This window comes from Stutzerimonas stutzeri (assembly GCF_000219605.1).
GTDB lineage: Bacteria > Pseudomonadota > Gammaproteobacteria > Pseudomonadales > Pseudomonadaceae > Stutzerimonas > Stutzerimonas stutzeri.
The window spans coordinates 2,173,289-2,186,978 of record NC_015740.1 but is presented as its reverse complement, the minus strand read 5'-3'; the positions used below and the strand labels follow the sequence as shown (position 1 = coordinate 2,186,978).

Sequence of the window (13,690 nt, the reverse complement as noted above, 5' to 3'; positions counted from 1 at the left end):
AAATCGAACGAGCCGAAGGTGAATATCATTGACGGTGATGGTTGGGCATTGAACATCAGGCCCACGCGATATCGGCAGGGTGGAAAACGACCCCGGGGTCATTCCTCCAATCGAGCGCTAGCCCGGCTGGTCAAAGAAGCCGCTGGGGCAGGGCAGTGGAATGACGCGGCAGTGTGTAGGGGCGTTTACGCGTGGAATAGGCTGCGCCGTTTTCCGCCCTACAGACTATCCGGGTCGCCGACGAACATCTGGATACGCGAGCGCAGCCAGCGTTCGGCGGGGTCGTTGTCCTGAGCGCCGCGCCAGGCCATGGACAGTTCGAAGTCCTGGCTGGTCTGGAAGGGCAAGGGCTCGGCACGCACGCCGCCGTTCGCCGCCAGCGCGGCCGCGGCGTAATCCGGGACGGTGGCGATGATATCGGTGCCGGCGAGCAGGCTGGCCAGGCCGTTGAACTGCGGCACCGCCAGCACCACCTTGCGCTTGCAGCCGTGCAGGGCCAGTTCCTCGTCGATGTAACCGTTGAGGTCGCCGGCAAAGGAAACCATGGCATGGGGACGGCTGCAGTAGTCCTCCATGCTCAGCCGGCCGGGAATGCTGTCGGCCCGCAGCAGCATCGGTTTGGGCCGGCGCAATACCTTGCGCTTGGCGTTGGCCGGCAGCTCCTCGGTGTAGCAGACGCCCACCGAAATCTCGCCGGATGCCAGCAGGCCGGGCATCAACAGGTAGTTGGCGCGCCGCACCACCAGCACCACGTCCGGTGCCTCGGCGCGCAGGCGACGCAGCAGCGGCGGTAGCAGGGCGAACTCGACTTCATCTGTCAGGCCGATGCGAAACACCTGGGTGCTGGTGGCCGGGTCGAAGGTGGAGGCGCGGCTGACGGCGGTGGAGATCGAGTCCAGCGCCGGCGACAACAGCTGGGCGATGTCCAGCGCGCGGGCAGTGGGTTCCATGCTGCGACCGGTGCGCACGAACAGCGGATCGTCGAACAGCGCGCGCAGGCGGGCCAGCGCGGCGCTGATCGCCGGCTGGCCGAGAAAGAGCTTCTCGGCGGCGCGGGTCACGCTGCGCTCGTGCATCAGCGTTTCGAAGACGATCAGCAGATTGAGGTCAACACGGCGAAGGTCGTTGCGATTCATGCCTGGTTCACGTCGAGCCTGGTGGCCGGACCACGGTCCGGTTCGGTGGGTCGCTGCATTCTAGACAGCTTGCGCAGACGAGCGCATGCCCGATTCCGCTTTCGAAATGCACAAACCTGCGATGCGCCCCGCGGGGATACATACGCAAACCCATCATTGCCGTGCATGGCAACTATCGATGGGAATCCGCGTCGCTCGCTGGAGTTGTGACGATACTGACGATAGAGTCCGTTTGCACAGTAGTAAGCGAGGGGTCGCAATGTCCCGCATCATCCGTTTTCATCAGTTCGGCCCGGCCGACGTATTGCGTCAGGAAGAGCGCGCGGTGCCGGTTGCCGGCCCGGGCGAGGTCCTGATCGGCGTGCGCGCCGTCGGCGTGAGCTGGAACGACGTGCTCTGGCGGCAGGACCTGGCGCCGCGCCATGCGCGTCTGCCCGCCGGGCTCGGCAGCGAGGTGGCGGGTGAGGTGCTGGCGGTGGGAGAGGGCGTCCAGGGCTTCAGCGTCGGCGACCAGGTGGCGGGTTTCCCCGCCCACGATCTCAATCAGTACCCGCTGTATGCCGAACACGCGCTGCTGCCTCAGCAGGCCCTGGTGCATTACCCGGACATGCTCAGCGCCAGCGAGGCGGCGATCCACTACACGCCGATGCTGGTGAGCTATTTCGCCCTGGTCGAACTGGCTCAGCTGGAGCCCGGTCAGTACGTGCTGATCAACCAGGCCGCGCATTGCACCGGCCCGGCTGCCGTGCAGCTGGCCAAGGCGCTGGGCGGACGGGTGATCGCCACCTGTGACACCAGCGAGGACCGTGACTACCTGCGTGAACTGGGTGCCGAGACGGTGATCGTCACCGAGGAAGAAGACCTGGTCGGTCGCCTGCAGAAGCTGACCGAAGGGCGCGGTGTCGAGGTGGTGCTGGATGCCTGTGGCGGCTCGCAGATGAAGCTGCTCGGCGATGTCATGGCGCCGCTGGGCAAGCTGATCCTCTATGGCATGAACGGCGGCAACGAGACCGCGCTACCGGTCTGCGCGGCCTTCAAGAAGAACTTCAAGTTCTTCCTGCATTGCCTGTGCGACTTCACCGGGCAGCCGGAGCTCGGGATCGAGCAGAACCGCGAGGCCGTCGAACGCGCGCTGCAACACATCAACCAACTGACTGTCGACCGCCTGGTGCGTCCGCAGGTCGACCGGCAGTTTCCTTTCGAGCAGGCCATCGAGGCCCATCGTTACGTCGAAAGCGGCATCCCGCGTGGTCGTGTCGTCCTGACGCTTTCCTGATCCGCGAGGGCCCCGTGGCCGGGCCCTCTCATCGCCCCGCAGAAACTTTTCGCGCGCCGTTCCAGTCCTCCGAAGACAGGCTCACTACCTTGACGGAGGATTTTCCATGGCCGATGACAATCAGACCCTACCCCCACAGAAGCAGGCAGAACCCGGCAAGGAAGGGCTGATGAACCCGCGGCCGCAATATCGCGGGGAGGACTACAAGGCGGCCGGCAAGCTCGCCGGCAAGGTCGCCATCATCACCGGTGGCGACAGTGGTATCGGCCGCTCGGTGGCGGTGCTGTTCGCCCGCGAAGGCGCCGACGTGGCCATCCTCTACCTCGACCAACTCCAGGATGCCGAGCAGACACGCAAGGACGTCGAGCAACACGGCCGGCGCTGCCTGACCTTCGCCGGTGACGTGGCCGACCGCGATGTCTGCCGCAAGGTCGTCGACGAGACGCTGGCGCAGTTCGGCAAGCTGGACATCCTGGTCAACAATGCTGCCGAGCAGCATCCCCGCGATCGTTTCGAGGACATCCCACCGGAGCAGTGGGAGCAGACCTTCCGTACCAACGTGTTCGGCATGTTCCAGCTGACCCAGGTGGCGTTGCCGCACCTGCAGGAAGGCGCCTCGATCATCAACACCAGCTCGGTGACCGCCTACAAGGGCAACCCGATGCTGATCGACTATTCCTCCACCAAGGGCGCCATCGTCGCCTTCACCCGTGCCCTGGCCATGAGCCTGGCCGAGCGAGGCATCCGGGTGAACTCGGTGGCGCCGGGACCGATCTGGACGCCCCTGATTCCCTCCACCTTCGATGCCGACAAGGTCGCCGAATTCGGCTCCAACGTGCCGATGAAACGGCCCGGCCAGCCTGAAGAGGTGGCGCCGGCCTACGTCTATCTGGCCAGCAGCGATGCGTCCTATGTCAGTGGGCAGGTGATTCACGTCAACGGCGGCACCGTGGTCAACGGCTGACCGCAGGCCGGCACCTACGAAGGAGTACAGGGTATGCCACGCACGATCTGGAAAGGCGCGGTCAGTTTCGGACTGGTACACATCCCGGTGGCGCTGGTGCCGGCCACTACACGGCAGGGCATCGATTTCGACTGGCTGGACAAGCGCAGCATGGATCGGGTCGGTTACAAGCGCATCAACAAGACCACCGGCGAGGACATCGACAGCGAGAACATCGTCAAGGGCGTCGAGTACGAGAAGGGCCACTACGTGGTCATCAGCGACGACGAGATCAAGGCGGCGCATCCCAAAGCCACGCAGACCGTGGACATCGTCGCCTTCGTCGACGCCAAGGACATTTCCTTTCTCTACATCGACACGCCGTACTACCTGACCCCGGACCGGCGTGGGGAAAAGGTCTATGCGCTCTTGCGCGAGACGCTGATCCAGACCGGCAAGGTCGGCATCGCCAACGTGGTGCTGCGCAATAAGCAGCATCTGGCGGTGGTGATGCCGCTGGGCAAGGCGCTGGTGATGAACACCCTGCGCTGGGCCGACGAGGTGCGCGGCGTCGAATACCTCGAGCTCAAGGACGAAGCGCTCGATCCGGACCTGGCCGAGCGCGAACTGGACATGGCCAAGCGTCTGGTGGAAGACATGACCGAGAAGTGGAAGCCGGAGCAGTACAAGGACACCTTCCAGGACCAGATCATGGACCTGGTGGAGAAGAAGGCACGCGAAGGCAAGCTGGAAGCCGTGGGCGGGCCGGAAGAGTCGGTGGATCGCCGCTCGGCGGATGTCATCGACCTCACCGAGCTGCTCAAGCGCAGCCTGGCTGCCAAGCCGGGCAAGGCGCGCGCCGCCGAGGCGGACGAAGAGGACGATGCGCCGGAAAAGGCGCCAGCCAAATCCAAGCCTGCGAGCAAGGCCAAGACCAGCAAGTCGTCCAGCTCGTCACGCACACGCAAGGCACCGGCGGCGAGCAGCAAATCCAGCAAGAAGGCCAGCTGAGGCATGGCCGCGCGAACGGACAGCGCTCGCCCACTGGCAGGCGGTGTCGGCATCAGCAGCCATCAGCGGGTGATCGACGAGGCCAGCGGCACCACCAAGCTGGCGCTGGCAGAGTATTACCTGGCGGTGGCGGACCGGCTGGTGCCACAGCTCGCCGGGCGACCGCTTTCCATCGTCCGTGCGCCGGAAGGTATCGGCGGCGAGAGCTTCTTCCAGCGTCACTGCGGCCGGTTGAAGATGCCGCACATGCGCGCGCTGCCGAAAAACCTCGATCCCGAGCACGCCCGGTTGATCCAGGCCGACAACATCACCGCCGTCATCGAGGCGGTGCAGATGGGCAGCGTCGAATTCCATACCTGGAACGCCCGCAGCGATCGCATCGAGCGACCGGACCGGGTGATCTTCGATCTGGATCCGGACCCGGCACTGCCCTGGGCGAGCATGGTCGAGGCTACCGAGCTGACCCTGGCGCTGCTGGACGAGCTGGGGCTGCGCGCCTTCCTCAAGACCAGCGGCGGGCGCGGGATGCATGTGGTGGTGCCGATCGAGCGGCGCCACGACTGGGATTGCGCGCGCAGCTTCGGGCGCTCGGTGACGGAGCGGCTGGCGCGGGAGTCGCCGCAGCTGATCGTCGACAAGATGGGCCCGCAGAATCGTGTCGGGCGCATCTTCGTCGACTACCTGCGCAACCAGAAGGGCGCCAGTACCGTCGCCGCCTACTCGGTGCGGGCGCGGCCCGGCCTTGGGGTGTCGCTGCCGGTGAGCCTGGAAGAGGTGCGCCACCTGGAAGGCGCAGATCAGTGGCGGCTCGGCAACGTCCGCGACTACCTGAGCACGCGCAGCGACGACCCTTGGTCCGACTACGGCAACACCCGCCAGCGGCTGGGACGGGAGCTGCTCGAGCGGTTGCGCGAGGGCCGCTAAGCGGCCCTTTGTGCACCCTTGCAGTCACGCTTCCGACGGGGACGCAGCGCATTCCGACCACCACCTTGCACCCCCGGCGGTAGAGCCGCCCGTCATCCCGTCTGAACCTCTGCCAGCCGTACTCAGTCGACCCTCTAGCAGTTGAGCCGAGCATTCATGACAGGAGATACCGATGACGGCACGAGTATCCCGGCGGCAGTTTCTCAAGTTCGGCGCAGCCGGATTGGGCGCTTCCAGCATGGCGATGATGGGGTTCGCCCCGCAGGAGGCGCTGGCCTCGGTGCGGCATTTCAAGCTCACCGGTGCGAAGGTCACCCGCAACATCTGCACCTATTGTTCGGTGGGCTGCGGCATGCTGCTGTACGCGCGCGGCGACGGCGCGATCAACAGCCATGACCATATCTTCCATGTCGAGGGCGACCCGGATCATCCGGTCAGCCGCGGTTCGCTCTGCCCACGGGGCGCCGGCGTGCTCGATTTCATCAAGAGCGATTCGCGGGTGCGCTACCCGCAGGTCCGCGAGCCAGGTACCGACGAGTGGAAGCGCATCAGCTGGGACGAGGCGCTCGACCGCATCGCCCGCCTGATGAAGGACGACCGCGACCGCAACTTCGAGACCCACGATGACCAGGGACAGCTGGTCAACCGCTGGATGACCACCTCCATGGTGGCGGCCTCGGCGTGCACCAACGAGACGGCCTACCTCACGCAGAAGATCTCCCGGGCGCTGGGTATTCTCAAACTCGACAACCAGGCGCGCGTCTGACACGGACCGACGGTGGCAGGTCTTGCCCCTTCATTCGGTCGCGGTGCCATGACCAACAGCTGGGTCGACATCCGCAATGCCAACATCATCCTGTCCATGGGCGGGAATTCGGCCGAGGCGCATCCGGTGGGCTTCCGCTGGGTCATGCAGGCCAAGGAGCGCAGCGACGCGATCCTGATCTCCATCGACCCGCGCTACAACCGCACCACCGCGGTGGCGGACTATCACGCCTGGATCCGTACCGGCACCGATATCGTCTTCCTCGGCGGGCTGATCAGCTACCTGATCGAGAACGATCGCTACGCCCACGAATACGTGCTGCACTACACCGATGCGGCGCACCTGGTGCGTGAAGGCTTCGAATTCAACGACGGGCTGTTCACCGGCTACGACGAGGAGCGCCACCAGTACGACAAGGCCACCTGGAACTTCGACCTGGACGAGCAGGGCTTCGTCCGTCGCGACGAAACGCTGCAGCACCCGCGCTGCGTGTTCCAGATGATGCGCAAGCATTACAGCCGTTACACGGTGGAGATGGTCGAGCGTGTCTGTGGCATGCCGCAGGCCAAGGTCCTGCAGCTTTGGGAACTGCTGGCGCAGAGCGCGGCGCCCGACAAGACCATGACTATCCTCTATGCCCTGGGCTGGACCCAGCATTCCATCGGCGCGCAGATGATCCGCACCGGCGCCATGGTCCAGCTGCTGCTGGGCAACATGGGCATGCCGGGAGGCGGGGTCAACGCGCTGCGCGGGCACTCCAACATCCAGGGGCTGACCGACATCGGCCTGCTCTCCAACCTGCTGACCGGCTACATGACGCTGCCGGCGGCCGGCGCCCAGCGCTACGAGGACTACATCCGGCAGAAGGTGCGCCAGCCGCTGTTGCCCAACCAGGTGTCGTACTGGAAGCACTACGAGCGCTTCTTCGTCAGCATGATGAAGGCGTTCTACGGTGATGCCGCCAGCGCCGAGAACAACTGGTGCTACGACTGGTTGCCGAAGCTCTCCGAGCCGCTGTACGACGTGCTCTATGCGGTCAACGACATGACCAAGGGCAAGATGACCGGCGCCTTCTGCCAGGGCTTCAACATCCTCGCGGCCTTCCCGAACAAGGCGAAGGTGCTGGATGGGCTGTCGAAGCTCAAGTGGCTGGTGATCATGGATCCATTGGCCACCGAAACCGGCGAGTTCTGGAAGAACCATGGCGAGTTCAACGACGTCGATCCGAGCCAGATCCAGACCGCGGTGTTCCGCCTGCCGACCACCACCTTCGCCGAGGACGACGGTTCGATCACCAACAGCTCGCGCTGGCTGCAGTGGCACCACCAGGCGGCACCGCCGCCCGGTGAGGCGAAGACCGACACGGCGATTCTCGCCGGATTGTTCCACCGCCTGCAGAAGCTCTACCAGCAGGAGGGCGGCGCCTTCCCCGAGCCGATCCTCAACCTGACCTGGGACTACAGCGACCCGGCGCATCCCGCCGCGTCGGAGCTGGCCAAGGAATACAACGGCCGCGCGCTGGCGGACATCGAGGACCAGGGGCGGATCATCCGTCGCAAGGGCGAGCTGCTCAACGACTTCGGCGAGCTGCGCGCGGACGGTTCGACGTCCTGCGGCTGCTGGATCTACTCGGGCGCCTGGACCGAGCAGGGCAACATGATGGACCGGCGCGACAACTCGGACCCTTACGACATCGGTGTCACCCTCGGCTGGGCCTGGGCCTGGCCGCTGAACCGGCGGATTCTCTACAACCGCGCGTCGGCCCGTCCCGACGGCACGCCGTGGGACCCGAACCGTGCGCTGGTCTGGTGGAACGGCGAACGCTGGGTCGGTGCCGACGTACCGGACTACCCCGTGGCCGCGCCGCCGGAAGATGACGTCAAGCCGTTCATCCTCACCGAGAGCGGCACCGGGCACTTCTTCGCCAGCGAGTGGCTGGGCGAGGGGCCGTTCCCCGAGCACTACGAGCCGCTGGAATCGCCGATCCCCAACAATCCGCTGCACCCGGACAATCCGCTGGCCTACCACAATCCGGTTGCCCGCATCTTCGCCGAAGATCGACATACCTTCGGCACCTACGAAGAGTTTCCGTATGCGGCGACCACCTACCGCCTCACCGAACACTTCCACTACTGGACGACCCACGTGCTGCTCAATGCCATCGTCCAGCCGGAAAAGTTCGTCGAGATCGGCGAGGTGCTGGCTGGCGAGCTGGGCATCGCCGCGGGGGAAAAGGTGCGGGTGCGCTCCAAGCGCGGGCATATCGATGCGGTGGCGGTGGTGACCAAGCGCCTGCGTCCGCTGCAGGTGGACGGGCGCACCGTGCATCAGGTCGGTATCCCGATCCACTGGGGCTTCACCGGCGTGGCGAGAAAGGCTCACCTGACCAACACGCTGACCCCCTTCGTGGGCGATGGCAACACCCAGACCCCGGAATTCAAGTCGTTCCTGGTGAACGTCGAGAAGCTATAGGAGACGCCTGATGCGAGGTGACCAGATCAACCTGCAGAACATCATCGCGCGTTCGGCGACCACCGAGCCTTCGCCGCAGATCCGCTCGGGCGGCGTGGAGAAGGTGACCAAGCTGATCGACGTGTCGGTGTGCATCGGCTGCAAGGCCTGCCAGGTGGCGTGCATGGAATGGAACGACCTGCGCGACGAGGTCGGCGAATGCGACGGCACCTACAATGCCCCGCAGGACCTGACCCCGTCGTCGTTCGAGGTCATGCGCTTTTCCGAGTACGAGAACGAGGAGGGCGACCTGGAGTGGCTGATCCGCAAGGATAACTGCATGCACTGCGCCGAGCCGGGCTGCCTGAAGGCCTGCCCGTCGCCCGGTGCCATCGTGCAGTACGCCAACGGCATCGTCGACTTCAATTCCGAGCACTGCATCGGCTGCGGCTATTGCGTGGCCGGGTGCCCCTTCAACATCCCGCGCATCTCGAAGAAGGACAACAAGGCCTACAAGTGCACGCTCTGTTCCGACCGCGTCTATCACGGTCTGGAGCCGGCCTGCGTGAAGAGCTGCCCGACCGGCTCGATCCAGTTCGGCACCAAGGAGCAGATGCTCGACTACGGCGCGCATCGGGTCGAGAAGCTCAAGGAGCGTGGCTTCGAGAACGCCGGCATCTACGACCCGGCCGGCGTCGGCGGCACCCATGTGGTCTACGTGCTGCAGCATGCCGACAAGCCGGAGATCTACAGCGGCCTGCCGAAGGACCCGCATATCAGCCCGACGGTGGAGCTGTGGAAGGGCGTGACCAAGCCGATCATGTCCGCGGTACTGGGCGTCTCGGTGCTGGCCGGCTTCTTCCACTACATGACCAAGGGACCGAAGGAAGAACCGGAGGAAGACCCCGAAGCGGAAAAAGCCGCGGCGGACCGTGAACAGGATCTGCGTGACGAGGAGCGGCGGCCATGAGTCATTCCAACGTACGCAAGGGCATCCTGCGCTACGGCCCCTGGGCCCGGGCCAATCACTGGATCGTCGCGATCTGTTTCGTGCTGCTCACCCTGAGCGGACTGGCGCTGTTCTACCCGGCGTTCTTCGGCCTCACCGCGCTGTTCGGCGGGCCGGAGCCGACGCGCATCGTGCACCCGTACATCGGTGTGTTCATGACGCTGTTCTTCCTGATCCAGGCGGTGCGCTTCTTTCGCGCCAATCTGTTCCGCCGCTACGACGTGCAATGGGCGCGGCAGATCGGCGACGTGCTGTCCAACCGGGACGAGCGCCTTCCGCCGGTGGGGCAGAACAATGCCGGGCAGAAGCTGGTGTACTGGGTATTCCTGGCCACGGTACCAGTGCTGCTGGTAACCGGTGTGGTGCTCTGGCGGCCCTGGGTGGCCAGTGAAATGCCGATCTGGGCGCTGCGCTGGGCGGCATTGATCCACGCGGTAACGGCCTTCGTCGCCATCCTCACGCTGATCATCCACGTCTACTCGGCCATCTGGGTCAAGGGTTCGATCCGCGCGATGACCCAGGGCCGGGTCAGCCCGGCCTGGGCCCGGCATCACCATAAGCTCTGGTACGACGAGGTCATGGCCGGCGAGAAACGTGGTGACGAGACGGCCTTGCCCCATCGCGAGCCCGGCGATGCCGCGGCGTCCAGACCCCGAACATGACTGACCAACCAAGGGAATCGAGCATGAAAGGAAAACGCGGCCCCGCGAGCCACGAATTCGGCAGCGCACCCACCACCATCATGGAACCGCCGCAGGTAGTCCTGCCGGACGACCAGTTGTTCAGCCGCCGTGCGCTGCGGCTGCGCGAGCTGATGGTCATGGTGCCGGCGCTGGACGAGTTTCTCGACTTCATGGCGCGCCTGGCGCAGGCCCAGCATCAGGTCCTGAGTGGGCGCGAACCGTCCTGGCGTCCGGCGCCGGATGCCTTCGATCAGGCTTTGGAGCATCGCATGCCGCCGCTGGGCTTTCGTGCGTTGCGCCGCGATCTGGACTGGCAGGGTGATCTGCGCGCGATCCTCGATGCGCTGGCGCTGCACGTCGGTGAGCGGCAGAGACCGCTGCTGCAAGCCCTGCGTGACGCGAATGCCGATGCACTGCAGGCGATCGCCGAGGATGTACTGGAACAGCGCGCCGGCAGCGCCAATACCCGCGGGCTGATGCCGCTGGTGGCAGCCGCGCTGCAGGTGGCCTGGGTGCGCCTGGCGGCGGCCTTGCCACGTCCGCCAGCGCAACCGCTGGCCGAGGCGCGGGCCTTGTGCCCGTGCTGTGGCTCGCCGCCCGTAGCGAGCGTGGTGCACAACGAACCGTATCGCAGCGGCGTGCGCTTCCTGCACTGCGCGCTGTGTGCAACGGAATGGCACCTGGAGCGGGTCAAGTGCAGCAACTGCGAGACGGGTGGGCAGCTGCTCTATCTGGGGCTGGACGATGAGCAGGGCGAGCCGTTCCTGCCGGTACAGGCGGAAGCCTGCGGCGCCTGCGAAAGCTACCTGAAGATCGTGCTGCGACAACTGCAGGGCCGCGCCGACCCGGTCGCCGACGATCTTGCCAGCCTGCCGCTGGACCTGATGCTGGCCGACGAGGGCGTCTATGCCAGAAGCGGCTACAACCCCCTGCTGGTCTTTGGCGAGTAGCGCTCAGGCCGGCTGCGCGCTATCGGCATCCACCACCGTCTGGTTGCCATAGGGGGAGCCGGGTTTGTGCTCGTCCAGCTCGTCGGCGCAGGGTACCTGCGGCACGTCGCCCGGCTGGTCGTGCACGATCGGGTCGGGCTGAGGCACATCGGGGCGTGCATGCGTCATGGTCGTCCTCCTCCTTTTCTGGGGTTTGCGACAGTGCTGAACGTTCTTCATTGAGGGGCGCCACAGGGCAGCGGTTCCGGCCAGACGTCGGCTCTCCAGCGCCCGGCGACAGCCGGCTGCAATCGCTCCTGCGGGCCGGTCGACCGGCCGCCGGACGGGCTGCCTGGCGGCCGGAAAACGCTGAACTTTCCCCAGCCCCTCGGCTCGGAAGATAGAGCCGACAAAAACCGCCATCCGCGGGTCGGCACCCGAACCGCACGATGACGCATCCAGAGGCGGCTCGGGCAATCCGAACCCTTGCGCCTCAGGAGCCCGTTCGATGAGCGATGCACAGCCCAACGCGACGATTCACCCTCGACTCGAACAAGCCTTGCAGATGCCGCGCATCGCCATCGAATCCACCTTGCCGGTGGTGGATGACGGTCGCTTCGCCGCCAAGGCGATCATCGGCCAGCCGGTGATGGTGACCAGCCGGATCTTCGCCGATGGGCACGACCAGCTGGCCGCCGCCGTCTGTTGGCGCGAGAAAGGCGAGAGCAACTGGCGCCGCGCGCGATTGAAGCTGCTCGGCAACGACAACTGGCAAGGCCAGTTCACCCCGACCCAGGTGGCCGAACACGAGTTCGTCATCGAGGCCTGGTGGGATGTGTTCGAAAGCTATCGCTACGAGCTGTCGAAGAAGCACACCGCCGGCGTGCCGGTTCAGCTGGAGCTGGAAGAGGGCCGGCTGCTGCTGGAGAAGGCCGTAGCGCGCGCCCAGGGCGAGAACCGCGCGATCCTCGACGACCTGCTGCACCGGCTGGGTTCGGCGCACCTGGAAGACGAACGCGTGTCGCTGTTGCTGGCGGCGGAAACCGCTGCAGCCATGGCCGCGGCCGACCCGCGCGAGCACTGCAGTCGCAGCCCGGTCTATCCGCTGGATGTCGAACGTCCGCTGGCCCAGTTCGCCAGCTGGTACGAGCTGTTCCCGCGCTCGGAGACCGATGACCCCAATCGACACGGTACCTTCCGCGACGTGCACAAGCGTCTGCCAGCGATCCGCGACATGGGCTTCGACGTGCTGTACTTCCCGCCGATCCACCCCATCGGGCGCCAGCACCGCAAGGGTCCGAACAACAGCCTGCAAGCCGGCCCGAACGACCCGGGCAGCCCCTATGCCATCGGCAGCGAAGAGGGTGGTCACGACGCCATCCACCCGCAGCTGGGCACGCTGGACGATTTCCGCGAACTGGTGGCCGCGGCCCGCGAGCACGGCCTGGAGATCGCTCTGGACTTCGCCATCCAGTGCTCCCAGGACCACCCCTGGCTCAAGGAGCATCCGGGCTGGTTCTCCTGGCGCCCGGACGGCACCATCAAGTATGCCGAGAACCCACCGAAGAAATACCAGGACATCGTCAACGTCGACTTCTACGCCGAGGACGCCATGCCCGACCTCTGGATCGCGCTACGTGACGTGGTCTGGCACTGGGTGGAGCAGGGCGTGAAGATCTTCCGCGTCGACAACCCACACACCAAGCCGTTGCCGTTCTGGGAGTGGCTGATCGCCGATATACGCGAGCGCGACCGCGACGTGATGTTCCTCTCCGAGGCCTTCACCCGCCCGGGCATGATGGCGCGCCTCGGCAAGGTCGGCTTCAGCCAGAGCTATACCTATTTCACCTGGCGCAATACCAAGGCGGAGCTTTCCGAGTACTTCAGCGAGCTGAACGAGCCGCCGCTGCGCGACTGCTACCGGCCGAACTTCTTCGTCAATACACCGGACATCAACCCGTTCTTCCTGCAGGACTCCGGTCGTGCCGGTTTTCTGATCCGCGCGGCACTGGCAACCATGGGCTCGGGGCTGTGGGGCATGTACTCGGGCTTCGAGCTGTGCGAGTCGGCGGCGATTCCGGGGAAGGAGGAGTACCTGGATTCGGAGAAGTATCAGATCCGGCCACGCAACTATCAGGCGCCGGGCAACATCGTGGCCGAGATCGCCCAGCTCAACCGCATCCGCCGGCAGAACCCGGCGCTGCAGACGCACCTGGGTTTCAAGCCCTACCTGGCGTGGAACGACAACATCCTCTACTTCGGCAAGCGCTCGCCGGACCTGTCCAACTTCATCCTGGTGGCCATCAGCCTCGATCCGCACAACGCGCAGGAAGCGCATTTCGAACTGCCGTTGTGGGAGCTCGGCCTGCCGGACGACGCGCATACCCAGGGCGAGGACCTGATGAACGGGCATCGCTGGACCTGGTATGGCAAGACCCAGTGGATGCGTATCGAACCGTGGCATCTGCCATTCGGAATCTGGCGCCTGACTGCCCAGCGGCCGGACCCGGACCTCAAGTAGTTTCTCGGATGTGGCTGGAGTCTGTGCAAAATCAGCATGTT

Annotated in this window: 11 protein-coding genes; 9 read left to right on the top strand and 2 right to left on the bottom strand. The window is 65.4% G+C overall.

Annotation, left to right across the window (positions count from 1 at the left end; all coding sequences use genetic code 11):
- Positions 1-218: 218 nt before the first annotated feature.
- Positions 219-1,136 (bottom strand): LysR substrate-binding domain-containing protein, encoded by a 918-nt coding sequence (locus PSTAB_RS10240; RefSeq protein ID WP_013982836.1) that lies wholly within the window; start codon positions 1,134-1,136, stop codon positions 219-221.
- Between the two features lie 259 nt (positions 1,137-1,395).
- On the opposite strand from PSTAB_RS10240, the gene PSTAB_RS10235 reads away from it, so the two are divergent.
- The 8 genes from PSTAB_RS10235 to fdhE all read left to right on the top strand — a co-directional run bounded on the left by PSTAB_RS10235 (position 1,396) and on the right by fdhE (position 11,149).
- Entirely contained in the window at positions 1,396-2,412 is a 1,017-nt protein-coding gene (locus PSTAB_RS10235; RefSeq protein WP_011913296.1) for a zinc-dependent alcohol dehydrogenase family protein, read from the top strand.
- A 106-nt stretch (positions 2,413-2,518) separates the two neighbouring features.
- On the top strand, positions 2,519-3,376 hold the full coding sequence (locus PSTAB_RS10230) for an SDR family oxidoreductase (RefSeq protein ID WP_013982835.1): 858 nt from the start codon (positions 2,519-2,521) through the stop codon (positions 3,374-3,376).
- Positions 3,377-3,409: 33 nt separating this feature from the next.
- Positions 3,410-4,366: a non-homologous end joining protein Ku gene (ku, locus tag PSTAB_RS10225; RefSeq protein WP_013982834.1), complete on the top strand. Its 957-nt coding sequence runs from the start codon at positions 3,410-3,412 to the stop codon at positions 4,364-4,366.
- 3 nt (positions 4,367-4,369) lie between these two features.
- Complete coding sequence (gene ligD / locus PSTAB_RS10220) at positions 4,370-5,290, top strand: non-homologous end-joining DNA ligase (protein WP_013982833.1); 921 nt, start codon at positions 4,370-4,372, stop codon at positions 5,288-5,290.
- Positions 5,291-5,462: 172 nt separating this feature from the next.
- Positions 5,463-8,528 carry a formate dehydrogenase-N subunit alpha gene (gene fdnG, locus PSTAB_RS10210; protein WP_139113516.1) on the top strand — a complete coding sequence of 1,022 codons (3,066 nt, stop codon included), beginning with the start codon at positions 5,463-5,465 and terminating at the stop codon, positions 8,526-8,528.
- A 10-nt stretch (positions 8,529-8,538) separates the two neighbouring features.
- Positions 8,539-9,477: a formate dehydrogenase subunit beta gene (gene fdxH / locus PSTAB_RS10205; protein ID WP_013982830.1), complete on the top strand. Its 939-nt coding sequence runs from the start codon at positions 8,539-8,541 to the stop codon at positions 9,475-9,477.
- Positions 9,474-10,178, top strand: coding sequence for a formate dehydrogenase subunit gamma (locus tag PSTAB_RS10200; RefSeq protein WP_013982829.1), 705 nt, complete (start codon positions 9,474-9,476; stop codon positions 10,176-10,178). The genes fdxH and PSTAB_RS10200 overlap by 4 nt, the downstream gene beginning before the upstream one ends.
- A 23-nt stretch (positions 10,179-10,201) precedes the next feature.
- Complete coding sequence (fdhE, locus tag PSTAB_RS10195) at positions 10,202-11,149, top strand: formate dehydrogenase accessory protein FdhE (RefSeq protein ID WP_013982828.1); 948 nt, start codon at positions 10,202-10,204, stop codon at positions 11,147-11,149.
- A gap of 3 nt (positions 11,150-11,152) precedes the next feature.
- On the opposite strand, the gene PSTAB_RS21775 is transcribed toward fdhE, so the two are convergent.
- The gene (locus PSTAB_RS21775; RefSeq protein WP_013982827.1) at positions 11,153-11,317 is read right to left on the bottom strand and encodes a hypothetical protein; all 165 of its coding nucleotides are present in this window, start codon (positions 11,315-11,317) and stop codon (positions 11,153-11,155) included.
- Between the two features lie 319 nt (positions 11,318-11,636).
- On the opposite strand from PSTAB_RS21775, the gene PSTAB_RS10190 reads away from it, so the two are divergent.
- Positions 11,637-13,649: an alpha-1,4-glucan--maltose-1-phosphate maltosyltransferase gene (locus PSTAB_RS10190; RefSeq protein WP_011913286.1), complete on the top strand. Its 2,013-nt coding sequence runs from the start codon at positions 11,637-11,639 to the stop codon at positions 13,647-13,649.
- Positions 13,650-13,690 lie beyond the last annotated feature (41 nt).